The sequence below is a fragment of the Halomonas sp. SpR1 genome (genome assembly GCF_031010175.1).
Taxonomy (GTDB): Bacteria; Pseudomonadota; Gammaproteobacteria; order Pseudomonadales; family Halomonadaceae; genus Vreelandella.
The window spans coordinates 22332-46025 of the sequence record NZ_JAUAMB010000019.1; the positions used below are offsets into that span (position 1 = coordinate 22332).

A 23694-nucleotide genomic window follows, 5' to 3' on the forward strand; every position below is an offset into this window, starting at 1 on the left:
GAGGAATCGGTGAAGGGCGTTTGTTTTATGCATCCGGCATTTAAAGGCGATTAACTTAAAACGTTCAGTAGTGAGACGTTAGAGGTCGTGGCCGGTAATGACTTGGCAAATGTCGGCGAAACTTTTCGCCATAGGCACTGGGTTAATCTCTTTGCCCACCGCATTTTGGATATCGCTGGCTGAAATAATGCCGCGAATTCTGAGTTCGCGGTGATCATTTTGCTCAGTGATTAACAGGTGCTGATCGGTCACCGCTTCCATCGACAGTACCAGATCCTCAATGGTCAGCGAGGCCAACTGGGCGACGGGCATGGCGCTAAGTTTGTGCCACGGCGTCATGATCATTTCGGCAGTCACCTCGTTGCGGGAGAGGTTACGCTGCTGCATGGCTATGTTAATACGCCGAGTACCAATCACTTCTTTCGAGGTAATAATACCGATACAGTGCGCTTGATGATCCATCACGAACAGCAGTCTTACGCCGCTATAACGCATCTTCAGGTGGGCTTCATCGATGGGGGTATCGGCATCGACGGATTGAGGCATTACTTGGGAAAAGTCGGTCAGCACGGTCATGGCTGGGCTAGTAGGCTGCAGCCGACGCGCCGCAGGTTTGGCGAGTAGCGGTGCTGAATCGAGTTGAATCAAGGGTTTCGGTGAAAAGGTAACTTGGTTCATCAGGGGAACCTCCATATGGAGAAAAGGGGGAGCCGTGGGTATCTGGCTCACCATGCATCTCCACAGTTGCACGCAATTCTTATCGCAACCTTAAGGGAGGCGTAAACTGCCACTGAGTACACAAAGAAAGTGTTAGTCCTCTGTTGGGCGCTGGAGGTGAATTCGTACGCGCAAGCCCTTACTGGGAGCGTCGTCAAGCTGGAGGGTGCCGCCGTGACGTGTCACCAATCGCTCAACGATGGAAAGGCCTAAACCTGAGCCAGCGCTGGAACCCGCACGTTGGAAGCGCTCAACCACTTTTTTGCGTTCATTGATAGGTATGCCGGGGCCTTGATCGTCGACTATTAATTGAAAGCCATGTGGCGTCGTTGATAGCGTGACGCTGATAGTGCCCTGTCTTGGCGAGTGCTGGATGGCATTACCTACCAAATTCTGTACCAGGGTTTCAATGGCGCCTGGTTCTTCTAATATTGACCAGTCCGCCTGGTCATCCGCGTTTAGCAGCAGCTGTTGTTCGCGTTCAGCGGCCAGCGGCGAAATCTTGGCCAAGGTTTCACGCACTTCACTAAGCAGGTGGCTGGTGCGGTACTCTGGCTTTGACTCCTCTTCAGGCTCCAGGCGGGCCAGTGTTAAGAGCTGGGTGACCAAACGCGTTGCCCGTGCGACGCCACCGCGCAGGTGGTTGAGTGCTTCCTGACGATCTTCAAGGTTATCGGCAGTCAGGGCGTTTTGAGCGTGTAGATCCAGTACTGCTAAGGGCGTGCGTAGTTCATGGGCGGCATCGGCAATAAAACGCTTTTCGCGTACGCGCATTATGCGAATTCGTTCTAACAAACGGTTGAGCGCCCCGGCAATAGTGTCTAACTCTTGGGGCAGAGGGCTAAGCGTCAAAGGCTGTAAATTGTGCGGATCACGACTGCGAATCTGCTCAGCCATGCGTGATAACGGTGCTAAACCCCAGCCAATCGACCACCAAAGCAGGGCAGTGAGGAGCGGCAGGCCAATGAGGTCGGGCAAGAGGGTGCGAAGAGCTACCGCTCTGATCAGTTCGCCGCGTACGTCTTCGCGCTCACTAACGACAATTCGCTGGGTGGAGTTACTGACATCAAGCACATAAACGCGCCATTCGACCTCATCAATAGACTGACTATTGAAGCCGGCGGGGAGGTTCGCCAACGGCGACTCGGGGGCATTGGCTGAGCGCAGCAAGAGGTGGCCCTCTTCCCATAGCTGAAAGCCCATTTGGCTATCCGTTCGGTGTCCTGCAAAGCGGCGACCGGATCTCGCCGCATTCCCTAAGGCATTTTCCAGACTGCTGAGCAGCCCATCGCGTGCCTCCTCCGGTAGGGGAGCTTGCAGTAAACCTTTTAGTAAGCGTGCGTCTTGCTCAAGGCTGGCGTCGTACAGTGCTTCAATTTCATGGGCAGCATAGCGATAACTGATAAAGCCAATCACCAGCATGCTAATACCAAATACCAGCAGCGCCAGTCCCAAGGTGCGTTGGCGAATAGAGGTCATGAGGGCTCATCCTGATCCGCTTTATCCATTACGTAACCAATGCCGCGCAGCGTGCGAATCAGGTGAGGAAAGAATTTGCGCCTAAGGTGGTGCACATGGACTTCAATGGCATTGCTTTCTACGTCTTCATCCCAGCCATAGACCAGGCGCGTTAGCGTATCGCGGGTGAATACTCGTCCTGGGTGGCTCATAAACTCTTGCAGCAAGGTTAGCTCACGGCGCGATAACGCCACGAGTTTTCCCTGGTAGCTAACCTGCATGGTCAAAGGATCAAGGCGAATACCTCGGCACTCCAAAGCACTGTTTACCTGGTCGCTGCTCCGGCGCAACAAGGCGCGTAAGCGTGCCTTTAATTCAGCGACTTCAAACGGTTTGGTTAAATAGTCATCGGCACCCGCATCTAACCCTGCGATGCGTTCTTCAACGGCATCCCGGGCGGTTAACACTAAAATGGGGACGCGATTGCCCTGCCGCCGGACGGCTTCCAGTACCTGCATACCATCCATGCGCGGCAGCCCCAGATCGAGAATAACCACATCAAAGGGTTCGCCTTCCTTTAAGGCGGCCAGGGCGGTAACGCCATCGCTAAGGTGATCCACCGTGAAGTTCTCGGGCTTTAATGCCAAACGAATACCCGAGGCTAAGCTTGGGTCGTCTTCTACCAACAATATACGCATGGCGGGTTGGTTACTCCTTTAAATCCATCGCCACCACTAAACCTTGAAATAAGCAGTGATAAGGGTGGCGTGCAAAGGCTTAGGCCGTCAGGATGAGGTTATAAATTGTAGGCTAATAACGTAGCACGCTTTATTCCTCCTTCGGAGCTCTACATTTGATTGTGCAATCATGACGACTCGTTACCCAACAAACACCCCGTATGCAATGCGTTGTCCGCCCGATCGGCGACGCGAGGCCTTGCTGAAGCTTGCTGCTGCCCATGACCCTGCACAGCAAGCAGCCTTGAGCGCCGCCATCAAGGCGATGTATCACCAATCCGATGAGCACTGGGATGGTCTATGGGTAACGTTTGAGGCGGGAGAGATAACGGCCGCTATTTGGGTACAACTTCTACCCATGAACATGGCTCAGTTATGGTTGCCAATTGCAGGGTCGCCCAATACAGGGGGGCCAAATACAGTGTTACCAAAATCAGGTTTACCGAAGGTAGTGGAAACGCCCGCTCAGTTGCTGTTAGATAAGGCGCGCCAATGGGTGAAAACACAGAATATTCGCCTATGTCATCTGGAGCTTTCTTCCGAAGCCTCCGAAACAGAAGGGCTGTTGGTTAAACACGGTATGCAGCGGTTAGTCTGCTTGGAGTATTTAATCGGTAGCACTCACCGCCGCTTAGCGATGAATGAAGCGATGCCGCTCTCCCTGCAGCCGTTTGGCGATCTTTCTCAGACGGAGCAACTGAGTCTGTTGGCCGCAGTAGGGCAGGATTCGCTGGATAGCCGCCCCTTGCGGGAGGTACTCTCGATTAAAGAGTTATTAGCCGGGTTTTATCATCAGGATCCCCAAGCGCCACAGCACTGGTATGCCGTTGGCTATCAAAATGCCGTAGTAGGCGTGCTACTACTTGCGCCTCGCCCGGCGTCAGGGCGCTGGGAGTTAATGTTGATGGGACTAAAACCGCCTTGGCGTGGCAAAGGCTTGGGTCGTTCGCTATTGAATAAAGCCCTGGAGCTCACCCAGCAGGCAGGTGCACAGGAAATGGCGCTGGGAGTTGATGACGTTAATTTCCCAGCCAAACGACTCTACCTGCAGGCGGGTTTTATACGCTATACACAGCAGCGTTTATTAGCGTGGAAAGGGGGTGACGAGCGGGGCGAAGCACCCAAATAAAGGCTTGATAGCGACTATTGGATACATCAGCGCGCTTAGTAGCATTTTCTTGCGCTTTACGTTGCCGGTATACTAGTTCTATACGCACGTCTTGGCGTCTCGGCGGTGCATCATCGATGTTGGCGTCACCGCGCATAGGGTTTGAGACAGCAGTTGAGACAGAGTTTGATAAAAAACGTTTTATGACAATACTCAAGAGGTGGTGAGAGTGAAAGCTAAGCTGATCATGAGCGGGCTGGCGGCCCTCGGCTTCATGGCGGGCACATCCAGTGTTTATGCCCAAGATGACGCCGCACGTGATGCGATTGCCGAGCGTTTAGCGCCGGTAGGGCAACTCTGTTTACAAGGCCAAGACTGTGGCACCGCGGCGGCACCGGCGGCAGCCGCTAGCAGTGGCGGTGATATCGACGGCGAGGGCATCTACGGCAATGTGTGTAGCGCGTGCCACGAATCGGGCGCTGCGGGCGCTCCTATCCGTGGTGAAGAAGCGGCCTGGGTTGAACGTGCTGAACAAGGTTTCGCCACTCTGTTAGACCACGCTATCAACGGTATTGGCGCCATGCCGGCGAAAGGCGGTAATCCCAATCTTTCCGATGAGGAAGTGGAAGCGGCTGTTGCCTACATGGTCGAGCCTGTCATGGAAGTACCCGAGTTGAGTAGTGGAGACGAAGCTGCTGCAGACTCCGAAGCTTCTAGCGATGAAGGTGCCTCCGATGAGGCTGCTGCCGAAGAGACCGCTGCTGCAGAAGGCGAAGAAGCGGCAAGTGAAGAAGCAATGGCTTCCAATGACGACGCGGCGAGTGAAGAAGATGCGGCCGCCTCTGAAGAAGCGAGTGGCGGCAGCGGCTTAGACGGCGAGGCCCTATACGCAAGCTCTGGCTGTGTGGCTTGCCATGCTTCGGGCGTAGCCGGTTCGCCCATGTTGGGGGATGCGGATGCGTGGGCTGCGCGTCTAGAGAAAGGTACTGAGGAACTTTATGCCAGCGCGATCAATGGAATTGGTGCAATGCCAGCCAAAGGTGGCAACCCGAACCTTTCCGATGAAGAAGTGATGGCGGTCGTTGATTACATGGTTGCTGAAGTTGAGTAATCGCTAGTAATAAGCATGCCACTTAAATAGTGTCTCTATCTTATCCACAGGGTGTCTGAGTTACCGCCCTGTGGATATTTTTGCTTTGAAGCCGCGTTTTTAGAACCCCCCGTTTATAACGTTCGCTTGATCAGCCTAGCAGCGAGCGCAGCCCGGCAATGGCATCTTTGCCGCGGGCCTGTTTCTTATCCGGATCCTCTTTATCCGCACGGCCTTCCCACTCCAAATCCTCGCCGGGCAGCTCGTCCAAAAAACGGCTTGGCTGGCAGTCCATTAGTTCGCCGTAGGCTTTGCGCTGGCGCGCAAGCGTCAAGGTTAGCGTACGCCGCGCCCGGGTAATGCCTACATAGGCCAAGCGCCTCTCCTCCTCAACGGTGCCTACCTCAATGGCGTTGCGGTGGGGCAGCAGGTCTTCCTCAAGCCCCATCAAATAAACGTGGGGAAATTCCAGCCCTTTTGAGGCGTGCATAGTGAGTAGCTGAACGCGGTCAGAATCATCCTCTTCCGCCTGCTGCTCCAGAATATCGCGCAGCACCAAGCGTGAAATAGCCGCTTCCACGCCGTCGGTTTCGGTCTCGGTGGAGTCGGTAGCCTCTTCCGGATCGCGGTTAAGGGACTTCTCTAGTTGGTCGATCAAAATCCATACATTAGCCATGCGCCGTTCGGCAACGGTGGGCGCGCTGGCGTTTTGGTACAGCCACGCCTCGTAATCCATATCCCGCAGCATGTCGCGTATGGCGGCAATGGCATCGCCCTGATCCATACGCTTACGCACGCCGTCGATAAAGTGTGTGAAACGCGACAGCCGCTCCACGGCTCGGGTCGGCAGCACCTGTTCCAAGCCCAGCTCATGGCAGGCGGCAAATAGCGAAATCGAGCGCTCGGTGGCGTAGTTGGCGAGTTTCTCGACCGTTCCAGGGCCCACTTCACGGCGCGGCACGTTCACAATGCGTAAAAAGGCGTTATCGTCGGCGGGGTTAATCAGTAGGCGCAGGTAGGCCATGGTGTCTTTAATCTCGTTGCGCGAGAAAAACGACGTGCCGCCGGAGAGCTTGTAAGGAATTTGGTAGTGCTGCAGCTTAAGCTCCAATAAACGGGCCTGGAAGTTACCTCGATAAAGCACCGCAAAGTCCCGCCACTCGGCCTTCTCTTTGATACGCCGGGTAAGCATTTCGCTGGCGACCCGCTCGGACTCAGCCTCTTCATGGCGATTGACGATCACCCGGATGGGCGCACCATCGCCCATATCCGACCACAGCGTCTTCTCATAGACGTGGGGATTATTGGCGATCAGCGTGTTGGCGGCGCGCAGTATGGTGGCAGTAGAGCGGTAGTTCTGCTCCAATTTGATGACTTTCAGGCGTGGAAAATCTTCGCCCAGGGTAATCAGGTTTTCAGGCCGGGCGCCACGCCAGGCGTAGATCGACTGGTCATCATCGCCCACCACGGTGAAGGTGGAGCGCTCCGCCATCAGTAGCTTCACCAGCAGGTACTGGGAGACGTTGGTGTCCTGGTACTCATCGACGAGCATGTAGTGGATTTTGCGCCGCCAGCGCTCTAACGCCTCAGTATCACTTTGTAGCAATACCACTGGCAGCAGAATCAAATCGTCAAAATCCACCGCGTTGTAAGCTTTTAAATGGCGCACGTAGGCTTCGTATACCCGAGCGGCGAAGTGCTCATCGTCATCCGAGGCAAACGAAAGCGCATCGCTGGGCAGCACTAAATCGTTCTTCCAGGTGGAGATTTTGCTCTGCACCGCGTTGATCTGCTCGGCATCCACCTGGGCGTCTTTGTTCATCAAATCCCGCAGCAGCGCCTTGGCGTCTTCCGGGTCGAAGAGTGAAAAGCCCGGCTTATAGCCCAGGGTTTTAAGCTCGCCACGGATAATATTCAACCCCAGGGTGTGGAAGGTGGAGACCGTCAGCCCGTGACCCTCTTTGCCATGGAGCATCTGACCCACACGCTCTTTCATCTCCCTGGCGGCTTTGTTGGTAAAGGTCACTGCGGCGATCCTGCGCGCGCTCATTCCACACTCTTGAACCAGGTAGGCAATTTTGGTGGTGATCACGCTGGTTTTACCGGAACCTGCGCCCGCCAGCACCAAGCAGGGGCCATCGATATAACGCACCGCTTCCTGCTGGCGCGGGTTTAGCCCTTTAATACGGCTAAGAATGCTTTTGGGCGTTGCGGGCGTCATGGCGTGGGTGATCCTCTACAAGTGTTGCTAGGCTATTTCGATTACAATCGTCGAATGCATGATAAACAGGCAGGTGGAGATGTTTGAAGTAGCGCTTTTTGAACCGCGCATGGCGCCCAATACGGGCAATATCATGCGCTTGGTGGCCAATAATGGCTGCCGGTTACACCTGATTGAACCGCTTGGCTTCGACCTGGAAGAGAAGAAGCTGCGCCGGGCCGGGCTGGATTACCGTGATCTGGCCAACGTCACTCGCCACGCGGATTTTAGCGCCTTTCAAGAGGCGATGCAGGGGCGGCGCATCTGGGCGGTCACCACCAAAGGTACGCGCAGCTACAGCGATGCCGACTTTGCTCCCGGCGATGTGCTGCTGTTCGGCTCGGAAACCGGCGGGCTTTCACCCCAAGTGCATGAGTCGCTCCCCGCCGAGCACAAACTGCGCCTGCCCATGCAGCCCAACAACCGTAGCCTGAACCTCTCCAACGCCGTGGCTATTGTGAGCTACGAGGCGTGGCGCCAGCAAGGTTTTGCTGGCGCAGGTTCGGTCTAATCAGCTAGTAATACCGTAGCGGTCACGATACGCCCTGATCGCTTCGGCGTAGGCGAGCATTTCGCCACCGGCATGCTCTTCAAGGTAAGTGAGCACTTGCTCTAAGGTGACGATACTGACCACCGGCATGCCGTACTGGGCCTGGACTTCCTGAATCGCGCTCTGCTCGCCTTGACCGCGCTCCTGGCGATCAAGCGCGATGATAACGCCAGCGGCGCGGGCACCGCTCTGCTCAATCAGCGTCATCACTTCGCGAATCGCGGTGCCTGCGGTAATCACATCATCAATGATCAAAATATCGCCTGCTAAAGGTGCGCCAACGATATTGCCCCCTTCACCGTGGGTTTTGGCCTCTTTACGGTTAAATGAGTAGGGCATATCCAGATCGTGATGATCGGCCAAGGCCGCCGCTGTAACGGCTGCCAGCGGAATACCCTTATAGGCCGGGCCAAACAGCACATCGGCGTTTAAATCGCTATCGACAATCGCCTGGGCGTAAAAACGCCCCAGTTTGGCCAGCGCCCGCCCGGTTTGAAACAGCCCCGCGTTGAAAAAGTAGGGGCTAACGCGGCCGGATTTCAGGGTAAACTCGCCAAACTTAAGCACACCTTGCTCAATGGCAAAGGCAATGAAATCGCGCTGGTAGGGTTGTAGAGTGGTGGCCACGGCATTCCTCACTAGGAGTTAGGTTTAAATCGGCACGAAAGCAACAATAAAAGTAGGGTAAATGGCAAGTTTTACTCGCTGCCTTTACCCAAACGTCTAAACGTCGGGTATCATACAGCAGCGACGCAAAAGGGACGATTTATGAAAATTGCCAGCATCAATGTCAATGGTATTCGTGATGCCGTCGATCGTGGCTTCCTGGACTGGCTGGCTCAGCAGGATGTCGACGTGGTCTGCGTGCAGAACATCAAGGCAAAAAGTTTTGAACTGGGTGACCACATTTTGTACCCGGAAGGCTATGAAGGCTACTTCCTGGATGCCGAAGAGGATGGTTTCTCCGGTGTGGCACTCTATTGCCGCAAAATTCCCAAGGCGATTATGTATGGCCTTGGGTTTCCTCAGTGTGACCATGAAGGACGTTTTCTGCAGGCGGATTATGAACGCTTCAGTATCGTCTCCTTCCTGATGCCTGACGGAAGTGACCAAAAAGCCAAGCAGTCATTTATGGAGCAGTACCAAGAGTACCTGACGAAGATGTCGCGCAAACGCCGCGAATATATCCTCTGCGGTACCTGGCATATTGCCCATAAAACCGTCGATTTGGCCAACTGGTCGGATAACCAACTGACCTCAGGCTTCCGCCCCGAAGAGCGCGCCTGGATGGATCAGGTGCTTGGCCCCACTGGGTTTATCGACACCTTCCGCGAAATCAACCGCGATGCAGGTGAGTACACCTGGTGGCCCAAGCTCGACCAAGACGTACCCCGTGAACGCCAGGAAGGCTGGCGGATCGACTACCAGCTAGTCGGCCCCAACTTCCGCCGCCACGTGGTCGACGCGTGGATCGATTACGATGCGACCTTCTCCGAGTTCGCACCGCTAATCGTTGAGTACGACTTAGCGCTTTAAGCGCTAGGCAACGCACTTTTCCCGCGTCGCAGTCTGTCAGCAGTGGTAATAAGCAACAAGCCGACCCTTGGGTCGGCTTGTTGCGTTGCGGCGCTCGCTCGCGTTTAGCCTCGAATACCCAGCGCTTCGCGCTGCTTCTCGCGCAGCTCATCACCGGCTTTTTCGGCCAGATCAAGCATCGCGTTCAACTCGGCGCGGGTAAACGCACCTGCCTCGGCGGTACCCTGTACTTCGATCAGCTCGCCGCTTTCGGTCATCACCACGTTTAAGTCGGTGTCGGCTTTACTGTCTTCCGGGTAGTCCAGATCCAGTACCGGTACGCCTTTATAAATGCCCACGGAAATGGCGCTGACCAACTGCTTGAAGGGGTCGCTTTTAATTTTCTTCTCACGCTGCAGATAACGGATCGCATCCATTAGCGCCACGCAGCCACCGGTAATCGCCGCGGTGCGAGTACCACCATCGGCCTGAATCACATCGCAATCCACGGTAATAGTGAACTCACCCAGCTTCTTCAAATTAACCGCGGCGCGCAGGCTGCGGCCAATCAAGCGCTGAATTTCCAGCGTGCGGCCACCCTGTTTGCCCTGGGTCGCTTCGCGATTACTGCGCGAGTGCGTCGCCCGGGGCAGCATGCCGTACTCTGCGGTTACCCAGCCCTGATTTTTGCCACGCAGCCAGCGTGGTACCGTGGCTTCTACACTGGCATTACATAGCACCTTGGTATCGCCAAACTCCACCAGTACCGAGCCTTCTGCATGGCGGGTAAAGTCGCGGGTCAGGCGAATCTCACGGAGCTGGTCGGCTTCGCGACCGCTGGGACGCACAACATCAGGACGCTTAGCACTGCTCACAAATAGTACCTCTCGATAAACGCGTAACAAGGAAAAGCCGACCATTGTACACGTCTGAGGGTGCACTGATTGGCTAAACGTCCAACTGGCGTCATGAAAGGGGCGTTACAAGAGTAGTACGTAGGCGCCCGAAATCCGTGAGCGAAATAGGAACTTATGGACGAATGGTTTTTCCGGCTCACGCCGCCAGGAATACGGGTCGTGTCGTGCTAACTGGTCGAAACCCTCCTTCTGGCGGTCTTGCCTTGCCGCTCCAATCGTAGGTTCCTATCAAATTGATGTGGTGGCGTGCCGAAAGAAAAGTGAAATTGTGCGTGCCGAGCGGCGGACAACCTCGGAACGCTCGGCTGCACCCGCCAACGGATCGATATCGGTTTTCCTGGTGAGTGTCTCAAGGTCGATTTTCACCCGCAGCAATTGATGCCACCGGATCTTTCGATCCAACAGGTCAATGGCGTCCTCGCCGGTCACGTTTGCTTCGTTGAGGGTATGCAATGTGTCGCGAAATAGGTTCAGCAGCGGTACGGTGTCCTTACGGGCAACGAGATGACGCCGATCACGGCGGATCTTTAAGAGAGAGAACATTTTCGCGACCATTTTGCAGAACATAGTGACTGTCGCATCTGTCAGCTGACCATGGAGTTCGAAGAGTTGGGCTGCAACCGTCGCGCGCCGCCGTCTTGATCCGGATGAGATCGAACTCTGCTTGCCCAAGCGTGTAGTGGCGGATCAACGTCTCTTCTTCCGCGGGCACACCAAGCAAGGCAGACCACCGATCGGGTTTGAGCAAAGGTCTTTGCGCCATTCATTATTTCCCGTGTTCCGCTGGAGCCACGGACAATAGGGAGGGCTGCAGCGTTGTCCGTCAAAGGAAGATTTGGCAGCCTCCACAGAATATGTCCGTCAATGCGCCTTGACAATGGCAAAGCGGACAGATTGATTGCCGGACAATAAAACGGACAAGGATCGTCCCTTCATGCCCTTGATCGGCTATGCGAGTGTTTCCACCGACGCACAGGATCTCATCTTGCAACGCGATACCATGGCAAAGGTTGGGGACGAGAAGATATTCGAGGAGGTTGCTTCTGGCGACAAGACTGAGCCTCTGGTGGTATTTGCTTGGAGCCAAGGGAAAGGAAATCGCCAAGCCAAGACGTCCTAGAAAATACGGGAAACGTCGTCTATTCAACATTGCATAAGCAACCAGCCTTGCGCAAAATCAGCGTTGGTATGGCGATTATCGATTTCGCAGCAGAGGCAACAGATCATGTCATTCGATCCAAACTACGTCGCCACAATTGAAGAGATCGCGGATGCAATCACAAATGATAACGTGACATGGGCTGTTGGTCGGGCTGAGATCACATATAGCCTTGCAGGTTTGGCAGAGAATTACCGGAAAGATTTAGCCGTTGCGGCGTTCAAGGCTTGGAGTGACATCATCGATGTCACATTTGTAGAGGTAACATCCAATGAGAACCCCGATATTGTATTTAGTTTGACCGATCCGCAGTTCCACGGCACGCCCCCTAACCTTGCAACACAGAGCCCTGGTGTGATCAACGTGCCCGATTTCGTTTTACAAGGTTCATTCTTGCCAGTTAGCAACACCATGGTTAGCTTAATGCATGAGATCGGCCATGTACTGGTCTTCCGCCATCCTGCGACGTATGGCTCTGGCGCCGTCTATGACGAGGACAGAGCCTTCGCCAACGATACACGGCAGTTCACGATTCTTTCCTATTTTGAACAGTCGAATTATGAGGGTGCGACCACGCTTCCGCCTACGACCTTACAGATGGCCGATATCAAGGCTGCAATCGATCGCTATGGCGCAAATTATGCGCGCCCAGGGAACGATGTCTATGGCTTCAACACGTCGACTAGCACCGCAGGCAGCGTCTACGATTTTACATACTATCAGGGCGATGCAAATCCCTTCCATTACCAGCCTGGCTTTGTCATCTACGACACGGGTGGTGTAGACGTGTTCGACGTCTCAGGCTTTTCAAATGATCAGATCATTGACCTGCGGCCTGGCACTTGGTCAAACATTGGCGGAAACGTTCAGAACATCGGAATTTACCTCACCAGTTGGATCGAAAATGCGATTGGCGGATCCGGTAATGACACCATCACCGGTAATGATCTAAACAACGTACTCGATGGTGGTGCTGGTTCCGACGCAATGGCAGGCGGCAAGGGCAGCGATACATATTACGTCGACGACACATCCGATGTAATCTTTGAAGAGTTGAATGCGGGAACGGACAAGATCCTATCGAGCGTAAGTTTTGTTTTGGGCTCTAACATCGAAAATCTAGAGCTTATATCGAGCGCGGCTATAGACGGCACTGGCAACTCACTGGCCAACGAGATCATAGGAAACAACGCGCGGAACAAACTCAATGGCGGCGCTGGCGATGACACGCTCTACGGCCGCGACGGCGACGATTATTTGGCCGGTGCTGCCGGCAATGACACACTCAGAGGTGAAAACGGAGCAGATCTTCTGATCGGGGGCGATGGCATTGACCTGCTCTATGGCGGCAACGGAGATGATCATTTGCTCGGCGGAACGGGCAACGACAGTCTGCTTGGTGGCGCAGGCAATGATATTCTGCGCGGCGGCCTTGGCAACGACAGTCTCTGGGGACATGCAGGCGCAGACGTCTTTCGGTTCGATTCAGAAATCAACGGCTTGCCAAACATCGATCAGATTCTTGATTTCACGGCGAATGAGGATCAGGTTCAGCTAGAGAACTCCGTTTTTACCGCCTTGGGATCGACGGGTTCACTCGCACAAGACGTATTTCAGGTTGGAACAACAGCGGAAGATGCGGATGACCGCATCCTCTACGACAGTGCGACTGGCTACCTATCCTACGACCCGGATGGCAACGGAGCGATGACTGCTATCTGGTTTGCAACTTTGACAAATTCGCCGTCGCTGAGCGCAGACGACATCTTTGTCATCTGAATCCTCGTGACTATTGACGACAACAGTAGGGAATGACGGAATTGACTAATCATGCTCCGTACGATGAACGCAAATCAATAGGCCCTACGCCCGATCTCGCCGCGAAAGGTGCGATCTGTTTGCAGCTGCCCCACAACTCCACTGGCTCTGATATCATCATCTATGAGAAGGATGCCGACAAGGCAATGACGCCTGCGTCAATCGTCAAACTGATGACGGCCATCGTTGCTATCGAGATGGCAAGTAACTTCCAGTTGCCGAAAAGCTTCAAGCTAGAGATGGTTCCTGAAGATGATGTCGAAGGATCAGGTCGTAACCTTCATGCAGGAGACCGCCTTTCACTCGGCGACAGCATCGCTAACCTTTTGGTGCCGTCATCAAATGTAGCAGCCAATCTGATTGCGCGGACATTTGGCCAAATGATGCTGGGATCGAAGACAGGCACAAGTCACGACGCCGTGCAACGCTTCGTTGCGGAAATGAACACGACCGCTCGAAATCTTGGGATGACGAAATCGCAATTCCTGAACCCACACGGGTTGGCGGTACGCGGACAACGATCTACCGCCCGAGATTTATCATTGCTGGTGAAGAAATGTCTGATATATAGCCCGATTACGAGGGTTTGGGGGATCAAAGCTTTTGCTATCGGAATAACGGGGCCGGTGCCGCGCAGGCTGGTTTTAAAGTCTGCTTTTCACTCCTCAACGCGACGGGCTGTACCGGAATTCTCGCTTCCGCAATATCTTGGCGGGAAAACGGGCACGCTTTGGCCAGCTATATTCAACCTAGCATCTGTTTCGGCAGCTAAGAGCGGAGGGATCTGTGTCTCAGTATCGCTTGGATCACCAACAGTAGAGGAGCGATACCACGACTATTTGAAATTGGTTGACCTCAGTAATGAATTAGCACGCGGCACCGTCTGAATCTGTACCTTGCACCGCTAATGCATCATTGCTCCGGGTGGGAACGATGTTTATGTTTTGTTCACGGATTTCGGACACCTACGCACTACTCATTTAATGACCCCATCAAGTAGGTTCGTCAGTCGAGACGACCTTCGTAAAGCTTCTTGAAAGCGGCATAACGCGCATTGTGCAGTGCCTGCATCGCCTGGTCAGGCTCTAGTATTTGTTCGCCTGGGGCGAGGCCATTGGCAACGCTGAGCACATCACCATTGGCTTGAGCAGCCAAAGCCGCTACAGCAACTCCCAGCAGTACGGGTTCAGGTGCATCCGCCAGCACAACCCGGCAACCGGTTCCGTCGGCATAGAGCTTGCGTAGCAGTGCTGAACGCCCATGCCCTCCGCTGAGGTGCAGGGTATCGATTGCATAACCATGGGCATTCATACGCTCTATGATGGAGCGGGTGCCGTAAACCAGTGAGGTGGCTGCCGCCCAATAGACTTTGATGAAGCTCTCGCGAGGCGTATCAAGGGTCAATCCCGTGATGGCGCCGCGAATTCCAGGATCTGCCAATGGCGAGCGGTTGCCAATAAAGTCAGGACAAACATGGGTGTCAGGGGCTGGGTCGCCGGATGCCAAGCGTTCTAGCAGAAGGTCTGATAGCGCACCGTGAAGATCGTCGCCGAATTCACTGCTGGCTGAAAATAGCACCGCCAGGTGATCTAGAAGGGCACCGGTAATGCTTTGTCCCCCTTCGTTGGCAACAAAACCGTCGCATAGCGCCCCTGGATAGGGGCCCCACACGCCGGGCACTTCTCGCCGCACGGGCTGGGCTCCAATATGGCAGGTGGACGTGCCGCCAATCACGGCAAGTCGGCGCTCGGGAGCGTCAGCGAGGCTTCTGCCTAGCGTGCCAAGCGCACCGGCATAGGCATCAATCATGCCCACTGCGAAGGTGCACCGAGTCGTCAGTCCCAAGTCATCGGCGGCTTCTTCGGTCAACTGCCCAAGTGCTACGCCCACCGGAAGGGCTTGGTCGGGCAGACGGGCGCACTCGAGTACATCCTCCATATCGATCTGCTTTAGAAAGCCGTGATCCCAGCCATGACCAGGGCGTGGGTCAAACGTCCACTTGCAGGAGAGCATGCAGACCGAGCGTTCAAGAGAGCCGGTGCATTTGAAGCCCAGCCAATCGCCAAGATCACCGGCGTAGCCAATTTGGGCATAAAGCTTTGGGCGGTGGCGCTTGAGCCACATCAGTTTGGGCATCTGCATCTCGGGGGACATGACACCACCTAAGTTAGCCAGTGGCGCGGCATGGGTGGCCGTGCACTCAGCGGCTTCGGCGGTTGCACGGTGATCCATCCAGACAATGATATTCCACGCTTCATCACCGGGTGAGAGCTCAAGCGGTTGATACTGCTCATCCAGAAGGACGAGCGAGCAGGTGGCGCTTACCGACATGCTGGTGATGGAATCGGGCGCTACACCGGTAGCCTCGCGGGCGCGGCGGGTCGCGCTGCATACCGCGCGCCAGATATCCGTGGAGCTTTGCTCAACGTGGTGCTCGGCAGGGCGATGCATCGCAATAGGGGTTTTCGCTTCGGCCAGCATCACTCCATCAAGCGTGAAAATGCCCGCACGGGCGCTGCCAGTACCGATATCGATGCCTAGAACATGTTCTTGATGATTCATGGAAAACCTTACTCAAGACTGTTTAATAAATGGCATACGTAGTGCCATTACAATAATTAGAAAAGCACCCCATACTGCGGTGGACAAATGCTGGCTGGCGCCCATCAGGTTCATACCCGAGGCGATTACCTGCAGGCTCATCAAACCCAATACCAGGGGGAGTACGCGGCCAAAGCCGCCAAAGGGGTTCGCCCCGGCCAGAAAACAGGCCAGCACGGTAATCAGTAGGTAGCTCTCGCCGTGGCCTACACGTACGGAGTTAAAGCGGGCGAGCATCACCATACCCGCGAGGCCGGCGAGCAGACCGGAAATCGTGTAGACGGTGATCAGCACGCGCTTGACGTTAATACCCGAGTACTCGGTAGCGCGGGGATTGGAGCCGAGCATATAGATCGAGAACCCGGTGCGGGTAAAGTGCATCACGTACATCAGCCCAGCGGCGGCGGCGAGAAAGATCAGCATGGGAATTGGCACGCCCAGAAAGCTTCCGCTACCGATGGTTTGAAATACCTCAGGCATACCTGAAATGCCGCCGCCACGAGTTAAAAACTCGCTCACACCCTGGAGAAAAATCATCGCACCTAGCGACACCAGAATGGGATGCGCACCCACATAGGCGACGATAACGCCGATTAAAAAGCCGGCGGCAGCGCCCACGACGAGCCCGACCATAATCGCCATGGGAACATTGAGTATGCCCAACCCCGACAGCAGCCCCTGCACCAGCCAGGCGGTGGTGAGCCCGGCAATATTGGCGGTAAAGGTAACTGAGAGGTTGAGCCCGCCGGAAATAATCGGTACCAGCATTGCCAGCGACAGTAGCCCAAGCTCTGGCAACTGCATCGACATTGAACGGAAATTAGTCGCGGAGAGAAATCCCGGGGCCAGCAGCGAGAAAAACACGATGCTGATGATCAAAAGGGCTGTCATGGCTATCACTTCGATGGTATCGCCACCCAGGCGTATGCCAGCACTGGATGGCGTGTTCAGCGGCTTATTCATACGTTTTGCGCCCTGGTTGAACGGGGCAACAGGTTGCCCAGATTACTGGTCGTGATCGCGATCAAAATAATCAACCCGACAATCATGCGGAAAGCGTAGGGCGTTACGCCCAGCAGGTTAAGGCCGTTTTGCACCACGGCGAGCAGCAGCACGCCGAGCACCGCACCCAGCACCGAACCGCGCCCACCGCCTAACGTTGCCCCACCGAGCACTACCGCGGCTAAAATCGGCAGTTCCTGGCCGATCAAGGCGTTGGGCACCACCTCTTGCACAATATGCGCCTGCATAAGGCCTGCCATGCCTGCGCATAGCCCCAGCCAGCCGTAAGCGAAGGCGTGAATTTTCCACACACTCACTCCTGAACGGCGCGCGGCCTCGGGGCTTGAGCCAAAGCCATATACCGCACGCCCGAAGCCAGTGCGAGCCAGAATGAACCAAGTGAGTAAGACCATTACGGCCATGACGGCGGCGGGGAAGTAGAGCGTGGCCGAACCGCGCTCGGCGGGTAGGTCGAGCAGAGGAATTGAGTAGTAGAGCCAGTCAGGAATAGCGTAGATCGATACGCCGCCAGTGAAGTACATCAATAGCCCGAAAAACAGGTTAAAGGTGCCGATGGTGACGATAATCGAGACAATGCGAAAACGGTGGATGAGCAGCGCATTAAACAGCCCCAGCAGAGTGCCCACTAGCATTGAGAGTAGAATGCCTATCGGCCAGCTGCCGCCGCCCAGGGTGTCAATGAGCAGCGTCATCACCACGTACTGCACCACCGAAGCCGCCACCGCGAAGGAGATATCAATGCCCCCCGCAATGAGCACGACCACCAACCCCACGGCAAAAATGATATTGACCGACTGATTGTTAAGTAGGTCAAACAGGTTCTGAACAGTTAAAAAACTGTCGGTGATCAGTGCCAGCACCGCCGAGAGCGCAAAAATGATGCCCAGCAGCACCCCTTCAGTGCTGATACGTTGGCGTGATAACAGGTTACGCATTGATGATCGCCTCCAGCGCTTCTTCCGTGGTTTCAGAGGGGATCACCTCGGTAGCGATGCGCCCCTCGCGCAGTACCAACGCGCGGTCAGTATTCATCCAGATTTCCCCCGCTTCGTCGGAGATCAAAATAATCGCCACGCCCTGGTCGGCAAGATCGCGGATGATCTCGAAGATCCCTGCTTTAGCCCCCACATCGACGCCAATCGTTGGGCAGTCGAGAACCAGCACATCGGGCTCGGTCGCCAGCCACTTGGCAAGCGCAATGCGCTGTTGGTTGCCGCCAGAGAGCGACGAGACTGCCAGTTCAGCATCACTTACCTTGGTTTTAAGCCGCTCTATCCAGCGCGCGGTGAGCGCCTTAATGCGTTGGGGAGAGAGAAAAAAGCGCGGTTGCTCAAGCGTCGGTAGCACTGTCACAGCGGTATTCATATTGATCGACTGGTTTTGCACCAGGCCAAGATGGAGCCGGTCTTCCGAGAGGTAGGCGATCTTATGGCGCACGGCGTCGCGGTTGGAGTGCAGCTTGAGCGGTTGACCATCCTTGTGCATCTCGCCCGATGTGGGCTTTGTCATACCAAAAATGGTGTGGGCTATTTCGGTGCGCCCCGCGCCCAGCAAGCCGGTTAAGCCGAGAATTTCCCCACGGTGCAGGGTAAAAGAGACATCTGTAAACTCGCCTTCACGAGTCAGTTGCTTAAGCTCCAGTACCGTTGCGCCTTTATGCATTTCAGCCCGGGGGGTGAGCTTCAGCTCAAGACCGGTCATCAGCGTGGAGAGCCGCGCCTGGGTCATCCCCTCGGTGGGATAGGTGCCCACCAGTTGGCCGTTACGCAGTACGGTTACCCGCTGGCACACCTCCAGCACTTCCGCCAAGCGGTGGCTGACCAGCACAATAGAAAGGCCCTTTTCTGCCAGCGAGCGGGTAATCGCCAACAGCGCCTGCACCTCTTTGTAGGTGAGCGAGGCGGTGGGCTCATCCATAAAAATAATGCTGGCCCCTGCACGCAGCACGCGGCAAATGGCGACCAACTGACGGTGGGCAATCGAAAGGTCTTCAACGCGGGCCGTGGGATCCAGTTTCAAACCAAACTGCTGAATAATCTCGCGTGATTGCTGCAGCGCCTTTTTATACGAAATGGGCTGCCACGGCTTAGAAACGTAGTCATCAAAGACGATATTTTCCGCGACAGTGAGGTGTGGAAAGAGCGCCAGATCCTGCCAGATGACGTGAATGCCTCGGCCGCGCGCCTCCAGCGGGCTAATGGCAGAGAGGGTTTCATCACCAAAGGTGAACTCAACACCCGGCTCGGGCTTGTAAACGCCGTTGATAATTTTAATGAGGGTACTTTTGCCGCAGCCATTTTCACCCGCAAGGCAAAGTACCTCACCTCGGCGAAGTTCGAATTCGACATCATCGAGGACTCGGCTTTGTCCAAAAACTTTGCTGACATGCCGCGCTCGAATCGCGATATCGCCCATTGGAGGCTCCTCTCTCAACATCACTGCCGCGCTCTTCAGGAGCGCGGCAGTATCTACACGATCAATAAGCGCAGTCTTACAGGCCGAGTTCTGCCAACTCATCTACGGTATCTTTACTTAGCTTGAGTGGCTGTGAAGCAAAGATCGTCTTGCCGTCCAGGGTAATTTCACCCAGTACCGGCAAGTCGGCGCCATCGGTAATCTCATCGCCGTTATAGAGCATCTCACCCAGGGCAACGAACGCTTTGCCCGCCTCCAAAGGGCTCCACTGGAAACCACCGGTAATCACACCTTCGTGCACCAGGCGGCGACCCTGGCCCGGAGAGAATAGGCCCATGACGGCCACATCCCCTTCCAGCCCACGCTCTTTCACCGCCCGAGCAGCACCGATGGTTCCTTGACTGCCAAACGACATAATACCGGCCAAGTCTTCATGGGCCCGCAGCAGATCCAGGGTGGTGTTGCGGCTGTCATCGACGCTTTCGGCAACGCCGAAACGATCAGCGGCTTGGGTTAAGCCCGGGCAGTTATCATTGAGCCAGTTCACGGCAGCATCTGCCCAGGCGTTGTGAGCGGGCACGCTGAGCCCGCCAACGTAAACGGCATAAGAGCCTTCGCAGCCGGTGGTGTCAGCCAATAGCTTGGCGTGCTCCTCACCTAACTGCTGCGCTGAAATCATTTCAAAGTCGTAGTCAATGTTGACCGATTCGGGGCTTTCATGTGTCAGTACGATAATTCCCTGATCTCGTGCCCGTTCCAATACCGGCTCAAGAACCTCTCGATCATTCGGAACAACACCAATGACATCAACGCCACGGCTGATAAGATCCTCTATTGCACGTACCTGCAGGGCAGGATCAGCACTGGTAGGGCCCACCATATAGGCTTCTACTCCAAGCTCTTCACCCATTTGTTCAATGCCCATTTCCATGGCATTGAACCAGGGGATGCCCCCCACCTTAGCGACCACGGCTATAGTAGGCGACGCCTGAGCCATTGCGCCGGTGCTGCTGATAATGCCTGTTAGCGTAGCTGCGGTAAGAAGTGCTTTGTATTTCATTGTGATTTCCTGCTTGCTGTTGGCTGACCCAGTCAGTGGAATAGAGTGCATTGAAGCGCTTTAATAGAGCTGCTGTACGTTGCGCCATGGCCAAATGAAATGGCCGCAGACGCTTTCGAGCCTCACAATGCATAGGAACTTTACACAGTGCTGGATACGTTGCGTGGTGTTTAAGCGATGCATCATCGCTATCTTTTTTGTTTAATTGAGCATGCACAATCGGTTGTGCACGATGTAGCATTGATCTATCGCACCATCACGTCAATGCTACTTTTATCTAATCGCAAGGAGCTGCCACGTGGTTAGCGACTCTTCATCCAAGCGGCTGACTATTTACGACCTGGCGAGGTTGGCAGAAACGTCGCCTAGTACCGTCAGTGCCGTGCTCAACGGTACTTGGCAGCGCCGTCGCATCAGCAAGAAACTTGCCAGCAAAATTCTTTCGCTCGCCCAGTCAGAGGGCTATTCGGCCAACATGCAGGCCCGCGCCTTGCGGCGCGAGCGCTCTGGTATTATTGGCATGATTTTGCCCCTGTACGACAATCGCTATTTCAGTTCGATAGCTCAACACTTCGAGTCAGAGGCTCGTAGCCGGGGGTTGTTTGCTATTGTTTCTTGTACGAATCGAGATCCCAAACAAGAGTGTGAAGCTGCTCGTATGATGCTGGCTTACCGTGTCGAATGCTTGGTATGCACCGGCGCAACAGATCCCGATACAATTGCGCAGATGTGTGCAGAGAGCGATGTTCAAAGCATTAATCTGGATCTTCCTGGCAGTAAGGCACCATCGGTTATTTCCAATAACCGTGAGGGTGCGCGGCAGCTCACCCATGCCATTCTTAACCGACTTGCTGAAGAAAAGCGTAGGGACGACCCTGTGCTATTCATTGGTGGTCGTCATGAAGATCACAATACCCGGGAGCGTATTGCCGGTTTTAAACAGGCTAGAGACGAAATGGGACTGGCGACCGCTGAGGAGAATATTCTCCCCTGTGACTATGCTGCCGATAAGGCCCAGGCTGCATTGGAAACATACATGCGTAAGCGGTCAACTCCGCCCAGCGCTATGTTCGTCAACTCCACGATTTCCCTTGAAGGCATCGTTCGCGGGCTACAGCTAAATGGGTATTACCTGGATGATATTATTTTTGGCTGTTTTGACTGGGATCCCCTTGCCGCTGCCTTTCATCCGCGCTTGATGATGGTTCGGCAAAATGTAATCGAGATGATCAACCGTGTCTTTGAGCTGATTGATACCCCATCGCTGGAATCCAGCCTTCTTATTGAAGTTCAGCCAGAAATAATGGGTGTTTGATAGGCTCTTTTGCACCGGATTAATTTACTGCGTCGAATAAATAGGCCAGCCATTTAGATAAGAATGTTGGCAATGCTTTATAGACCCATTACTCCCTATTAGGATGAACCATGGCCGCTTCCAGCCGCGTACACAGCATGACCGCTTTCGCCCGCACCGAGCAGGCTGCGCCTTTCGGTACCCTTCAGGTGGAAATTCGCTCGGTAAACCAGCGCTATTTAGAGCCCCATTTTCGCCTTCACGAAAGCCTGCGTGATTTGGAGCCAACGCTGCGTGAAGCGCTGCGCACCCGCTTGGCGCGTGGAAAAGTCGAGTGCAGCGTTCGGTTCGAGAGTTCCGAAACCGCTCAAGCGCCTGCGGTGAACGCCCAGCGGTTAAAAGAGATTGCCGATGCCCTAGCCGCCATTCAGCAGCAGGTGCCCAGCGCAGTGCCACCAACAACCTTGGAACTACTCAACCAACCCGGCGTGATGGAGACCCAGCACCTTGATCAAGACGCCATCAAAGCCGCTGCCAAAGCGTTGTTCGACCAAGCGCTAAATGAGCTGATTGATGCCCGCGCCCGTGAAGGTGACAAGCTCGCCGAGATGATCACCACCCGCCTGGAGGCTGTAAGTGAACAGGTCGCCGCCGTGCGCAGCCTGCTGCCGCAGATTTTAGAGCGCCAACGCACCCAGCTGTTGGAACGCCTTGAGATCGCCAAAACCGAACTCGACCCACAACGCCTGGAAGCTGAGCTGGTGCTCGTTGCGCAAAAAGCTGACGTAGATGAAGAGCTGGATCGCCTCACCGCGCATATCGAAGAAGTGAGCCACCAGCTGGCCCAAAAAGGCCCCAAAGGCCGCCGACTGGATTTCCTAATGCAGGAACTCAACCGCGAAGCCAACACGCTGTCATCAAAATCCGTGGTGGCTGAGACGACCCGTTGCGCGGTAGAGCTGAAGGTGCTGATCGAGCAGATGCGCGAGCAGATTCAGAATATTGAGTGAGAGATATGAGTCGAGCAACACCCTGGAGTGCAAGCGAGGTAGAGGTGACTGTCGCCACCTACCGGCAGATGCTGGTGGCGGAACTAAGCGGGCAAAGCTACAACAAGCGGGAGCTCAATCGAGCGCTCATGGCACAGCTTCACGGTCGCTCGGCCAGTGCAATAGAGTTTAAGCACTGCAACATCAGCGCGGTGCTGCGCGATGCCAACTGCCCCTATGTCGATGGCTACAAGCCGCGCAGCAACTATCAGCAAAGCCTGGTTGAGGTTGTCGAGGAGCTGTTGCTGCGAAGCGAGCTCGTTGATCGTGCGGCGCGCTTGGCCGCTGAGCTCCCGGTGGTTGATACCACCGGCATTGTAGACGAGCGCATTATCGTCGAACCTCCTAGAACGACACCACCGCAACAAGGCGTTCGGGAATTTCACGCCGACTATTTAGTGCGCCCGCCGCAAAAACGCGACTACCTGGCCCGGGAAACCCGCAATCGCGAGCTGGGGCTGGCGGGCGAGCACCTAGTGATGCGGTTCGAGCAGCACCGTCTTATCCAGGCCGGGCTCGATAAACTTGCCGCACGTGTCGAGCACATCGCGGTGACTCAGGGTGACGGGCTGGGGTTCGATATCCGCTCCTTCGAGCCCGACGGCCGTGACCGGCTGATCGAGGTCAAGACTACCGCTTTTGCCAAGGAGAGCGCGTTTTTCATTACACCCAACGAGCTCGACTGCTCGCGCGCCCATTCGGAACACTACCATCTGTTCCGGCTATTCAATTTTCGTAAGGGGCCGAAGCTCTTTTTCTTGAAAGGCGATCTCCGCGAACAACTTTGGCTTGAGCCAGATAGCTACCGCGCGGGCGTACGCTGAGCCAGATTATCGAGAAAAGCGACGAGTATCTGGTGCAGAAGGCGTTTCGTTAAACCCATCTATTTGGTTTCATCAAAAGAGACTCGGCCCAAACCAGGT

General features: G+C 55.1%; 22 protein-coding genes. 10 read left to right on the forward strand and 12 right to left on the reverse strand.

The annotated features are described in order from the left end of the window. Window positions 1–78: 78 nt before the first annotated feature. The 3 genes from QT231_RS14225 to QT231_RS14235 all read right to left on the reverse strand — a co-directional run bounded on the left by QT231_RS14225 (window position 79) and on the right by QT231_RS14235 (window position 2873). Window positions 79–678: a CBS domain-containing protein gene (locus QT231_RS14225; RefSeq protein WP_308337511.1), complete on the reverse strand. Its 600-nt coding sequence runs from the start codon at window positions 676–678 to the stop codon at window positions 79–81. A 132-nt stretch (window positions 679–810) separates the two neighbouring features. After that, window positions 811–2196 (reverse strand): ATP-binding protein, encoded by a 1386-nt coding sequence (locus tag QT231_RS14230; protein WP_308337512.1) that lies wholly within the window; start codon window positions 2194–2196, stop codon window positions 811–813. Continuing rightward, entirely contained in the window at window positions 2193–2873 is a 681-nt protein-coding gene (locus QT231_RS14235) for a response regulator transcription factor (RefSeq protein WP_308337513.1), read from the reverse strand. Before QT231_RS14235 ends, QT231_RS14230 begins: the two co-directional genes overlap by 4 nt. 238 nt (window positions 2874–3111) lie before the next feature. Between QT231_RS14235 and QT231_RS14240 the strand changes: the two genes are divergently transcribed. Together QT231_RS14240 and QT231_RS14245 are read left to right on the forward strand one after the other, a co-directional pair. Further along, window positions 3112–4041 (forward strand): GNAT family N-acetyltransferase, encoded by a 930-nt coding sequence (locus QT231_RS14240; RefSeq protein WP_308337514.1) that lies wholly within the window; start codon window positions 3112–3114, stop codon window positions 4039–4041. A gap of 208 nt (window positions 4042–4249) precedes the next feature. Further along, window positions 4250–5131 carry a c-type cytochrome gene (locus QT231_RS14245; RefSeq protein WP_308337515.1) on the forward strand — a complete coding sequence of 294 codons (882 nt, stop codon included), beginning with the start codon at window positions 4250–4252 and terminating at the stop codon, window positions 5129–5131. Between the two features lie 130 nt (window positions 5132–5261). Here QT231_RS14245 and rep read toward each other — a convergent pair whose 3' ends face one another. Continuing rightward, entirely contained in the window at window positions 5262–7331 is a 2070-nt protein-coding gene (rep, locus tag QT231_RS14250) for a DNA helicase Rep (RefSeq protein WP_308337516.1), read from the reverse strand. Between the two features lie 79 nt (window positions 7332–7410). Between rep and QT231_RS14255 the strand changes: the two genes are divergently transcribed. Continuing rightward, window positions 7411–7881, forward strand: coding sequence for a tRNA (cytidine(34)-2'-O)-methyltransferase (locus QT231_RS14255; RefSeq protein WP_308337517.1), 471 nt, complete (start codon window positions 7411–7413; stop codon window positions 7879–7881). Here QT231_RS14255 and pyrE read toward each other — a convergent pair whose 3' ends face one another. Then, window positions 7882–8547: an orotate phosphoribosyltransferase gene (gene pyrE, locus QT231_RS14260; RefSeq protein ID WP_308337518.1), complete on the reverse strand. Its 666-nt coding sequence runs from the start codon at window positions 8545–8547 to the stop codon at window positions 7882–7884. A gap of 141 nt (window positions 8548–8688) precedes the next feature. Here pyrE and QT231_RS14265 point away from each other — a divergent pair, with 141 nt between their 5' ends. Then, complete coding sequence (locus QT231_RS14265; protein ID WP_088698281.1) at window positions 8689–9456, forward strand: exodeoxyribonuclease III; 768 nt, start codon at window positions 8689–8691, stop codon at window positions 9454–9456. A gap of 104 nt (window positions 9457–9560) precedes the next feature. On the opposite strand, the gene rph is transcribed toward QT231_RS14265, so the two are convergent. Both rph and QT231_RS14275 read right to left on the reverse strand, forming a co-directional pair. Further along, window positions 9561–10283, reverse strand: coding sequence for a ribonuclease PH (rph, locus tag QT231_RS14270; RefSeq protein ID WP_308337567.1), 723 nt, complete (start codon window positions 10281–10283; stop codon window positions 9561–9563). 297 nt (window positions 10284–10580) lie between these two features. Continuing rightward, window positions 10581–10907 carry a hypothetical protein gene (locus tag QT231_RS14275; protein ID WP_308337519.1) on the reverse strand — a complete coding sequence of 109 codons (327 nt, stop codon included), beginning with the start codon at window positions 10905–10907 and terminating at the stop codon, window positions 10581–10583. Window positions 10908–11286: 379 nt separating this feature from the next. Here QT231_RS14275 and QT231_RS14280 point away from each other — a divergent pair, with 379 nt between their 5' ends. The 3 genes from QT231_RS14280 to QT231_RS14290 all read left to right on the forward strand — a co-directional run bounded on the left by QT231_RS14280 (window position 11287) and on the right by QT231_RS14290 (window position 14216). Beyond that, the gene (locus QT231_RS14280) at window positions 11287–11472 is read left to right on the forward strand and encodes a hypothetical protein (protein WP_308337520.1); all 186 of its coding nucleotides are present in this window, start codon (window positions 11287–11289) and stop codon (window positions 11470–11472) included. A gap of 105 nt (window positions 11473–11577) precedes the next feature. Further along, window positions 11578–13290 (forward strand): M10 family metallopeptidase C-terminal domain-containing protein, encoded by a 1713-nt coding sequence (locus tag QT231_RS14285; protein ID WP_308337521.1) that lies wholly within the window; start codon window positions 11578–11580, stop codon window positions 13288–13290. 32 nt (window positions 13291–13322) lie between these two features. After that, window positions 13323–14216 (forward strand): serine hydrolase, encoded by an 894-nt coding sequence (locus QT231_RS14290; protein WP_308337522.1) that lies wholly within the window; start codon window positions 13323–13325, stop codon window positions 14214–14216. Window positions 14217–14334: 118 nt separating this feature from the next. Here the strand turns inward: QT231_RS14290 and QT231_RS14295 are convergent, their stop codons facing one another. The 5 genes from QT231_RS14295 to QT231_RS14315 form a co-directional block, all read right to left on the reverse strand. Beyond that, window positions 14335–15891 carry an FGGY family pentulose kinase gene (locus tag QT231_RS14295; protein ID WP_308337523.1) on the reverse strand — a complete coding sequence of 519 codons (1557 nt, stop codon included), beginning with the start codon at window positions 15889–15891 and terminating at the stop codon, window positions 14335–14337. A 12-nt stretch (window positions 15892–15903) separates the two neighbouring features. Beyond that, window positions 15904–16893, reverse strand: a complete 990-nt coding sequence (locus tag QT231_RS14300) for an ABC transporter permease (protein ID WP_308337524.1) — start codon at window positions 16891–16893, stop codon at window positions 15904–15906. After that, the gene (locus QT231_RS14305; RefSeq protein WP_308337525.1) at window positions 16890–17888 is read right to left on the reverse strand and encodes an ABC transporter permease; all 999 of its coding nucleotides are present in this window, start codon (window positions 17886–17888) and stop codon (window positions 16890–16892) included. The genes QT231_RS14300 and QT231_RS14305 overlap by 4 nt, the downstream gene beginning before the upstream one ends. After that, complete coding sequence (locus QT231_RS14310; RefSeq protein ID WP_308337526.1) at window positions 17881–19368, reverse strand: sugar ABC transporter ATP-binding protein; 1488 nt, start codon at window positions 19366–19368, stop codon at window positions 17881–17883. The genes QT231_RS14305 and QT231_RS14310 overlap by 8 nt, the downstream gene beginning before the upstream one ends. A gap of 76 nt (window positions 19369–19444) precedes the next feature. Then, on the reverse strand, window positions 19445–20428 hold the full coding sequence (locus tag QT231_RS14315) for a substrate-binding domain-containing protein (RefSeq protein WP_308337527.1): 984 nt from the start codon (window positions 20426–20428) through the stop codon (window positions 19445–19447). Window positions 20429–20726: 298 nt separating this feature from the next. Here QT231_RS14315 and QT231_RS14320 point away from each other — a divergent pair, with 298 nt between their 5' ends. The 3 genes from QT231_RS14320 to QT231_RS14330 all read left to right on the forward strand — a co-directional run bounded on the left by QT231_RS14320 (window position 20727) and on the right by QT231_RS14330 (window position 23595). After that, complete coding sequence (locus tag QT231_RS14320; RefSeq protein WP_308337528.1) at window positions 20727–21743, forward strand: substrate-binding domain-containing protein; 1017 nt, start codon at window positions 20727–20729, stop codon at window positions 21741–21743. 110 nt (window positions 21744–21853) lie between these two features. Continuing rightward, window positions 21854–22732, forward strand: a complete 879-nt coding sequence (locus tag QT231_RS14325) for a YicC/YloC family endoribonuclease (protein WP_308337529.1) — start codon at window positions 21854–21856, stop codon at window positions 22730–22732. Between the two features lie 5 nt (window positions 22733–22737). Then, on the forward strand, window positions 22738–23595 hold the full coding sequence (locus QT231_RS14330) for a DUF3883 domain-containing protein (RefSeq protein ID WP_308337530.1): 858 nt from the start codon (window positions 22738–22740) through the stop codon (window positions 23593–23595). The last annotated feature ends 99 nt before the right edge of the window (window positions 23596–23694 follow it).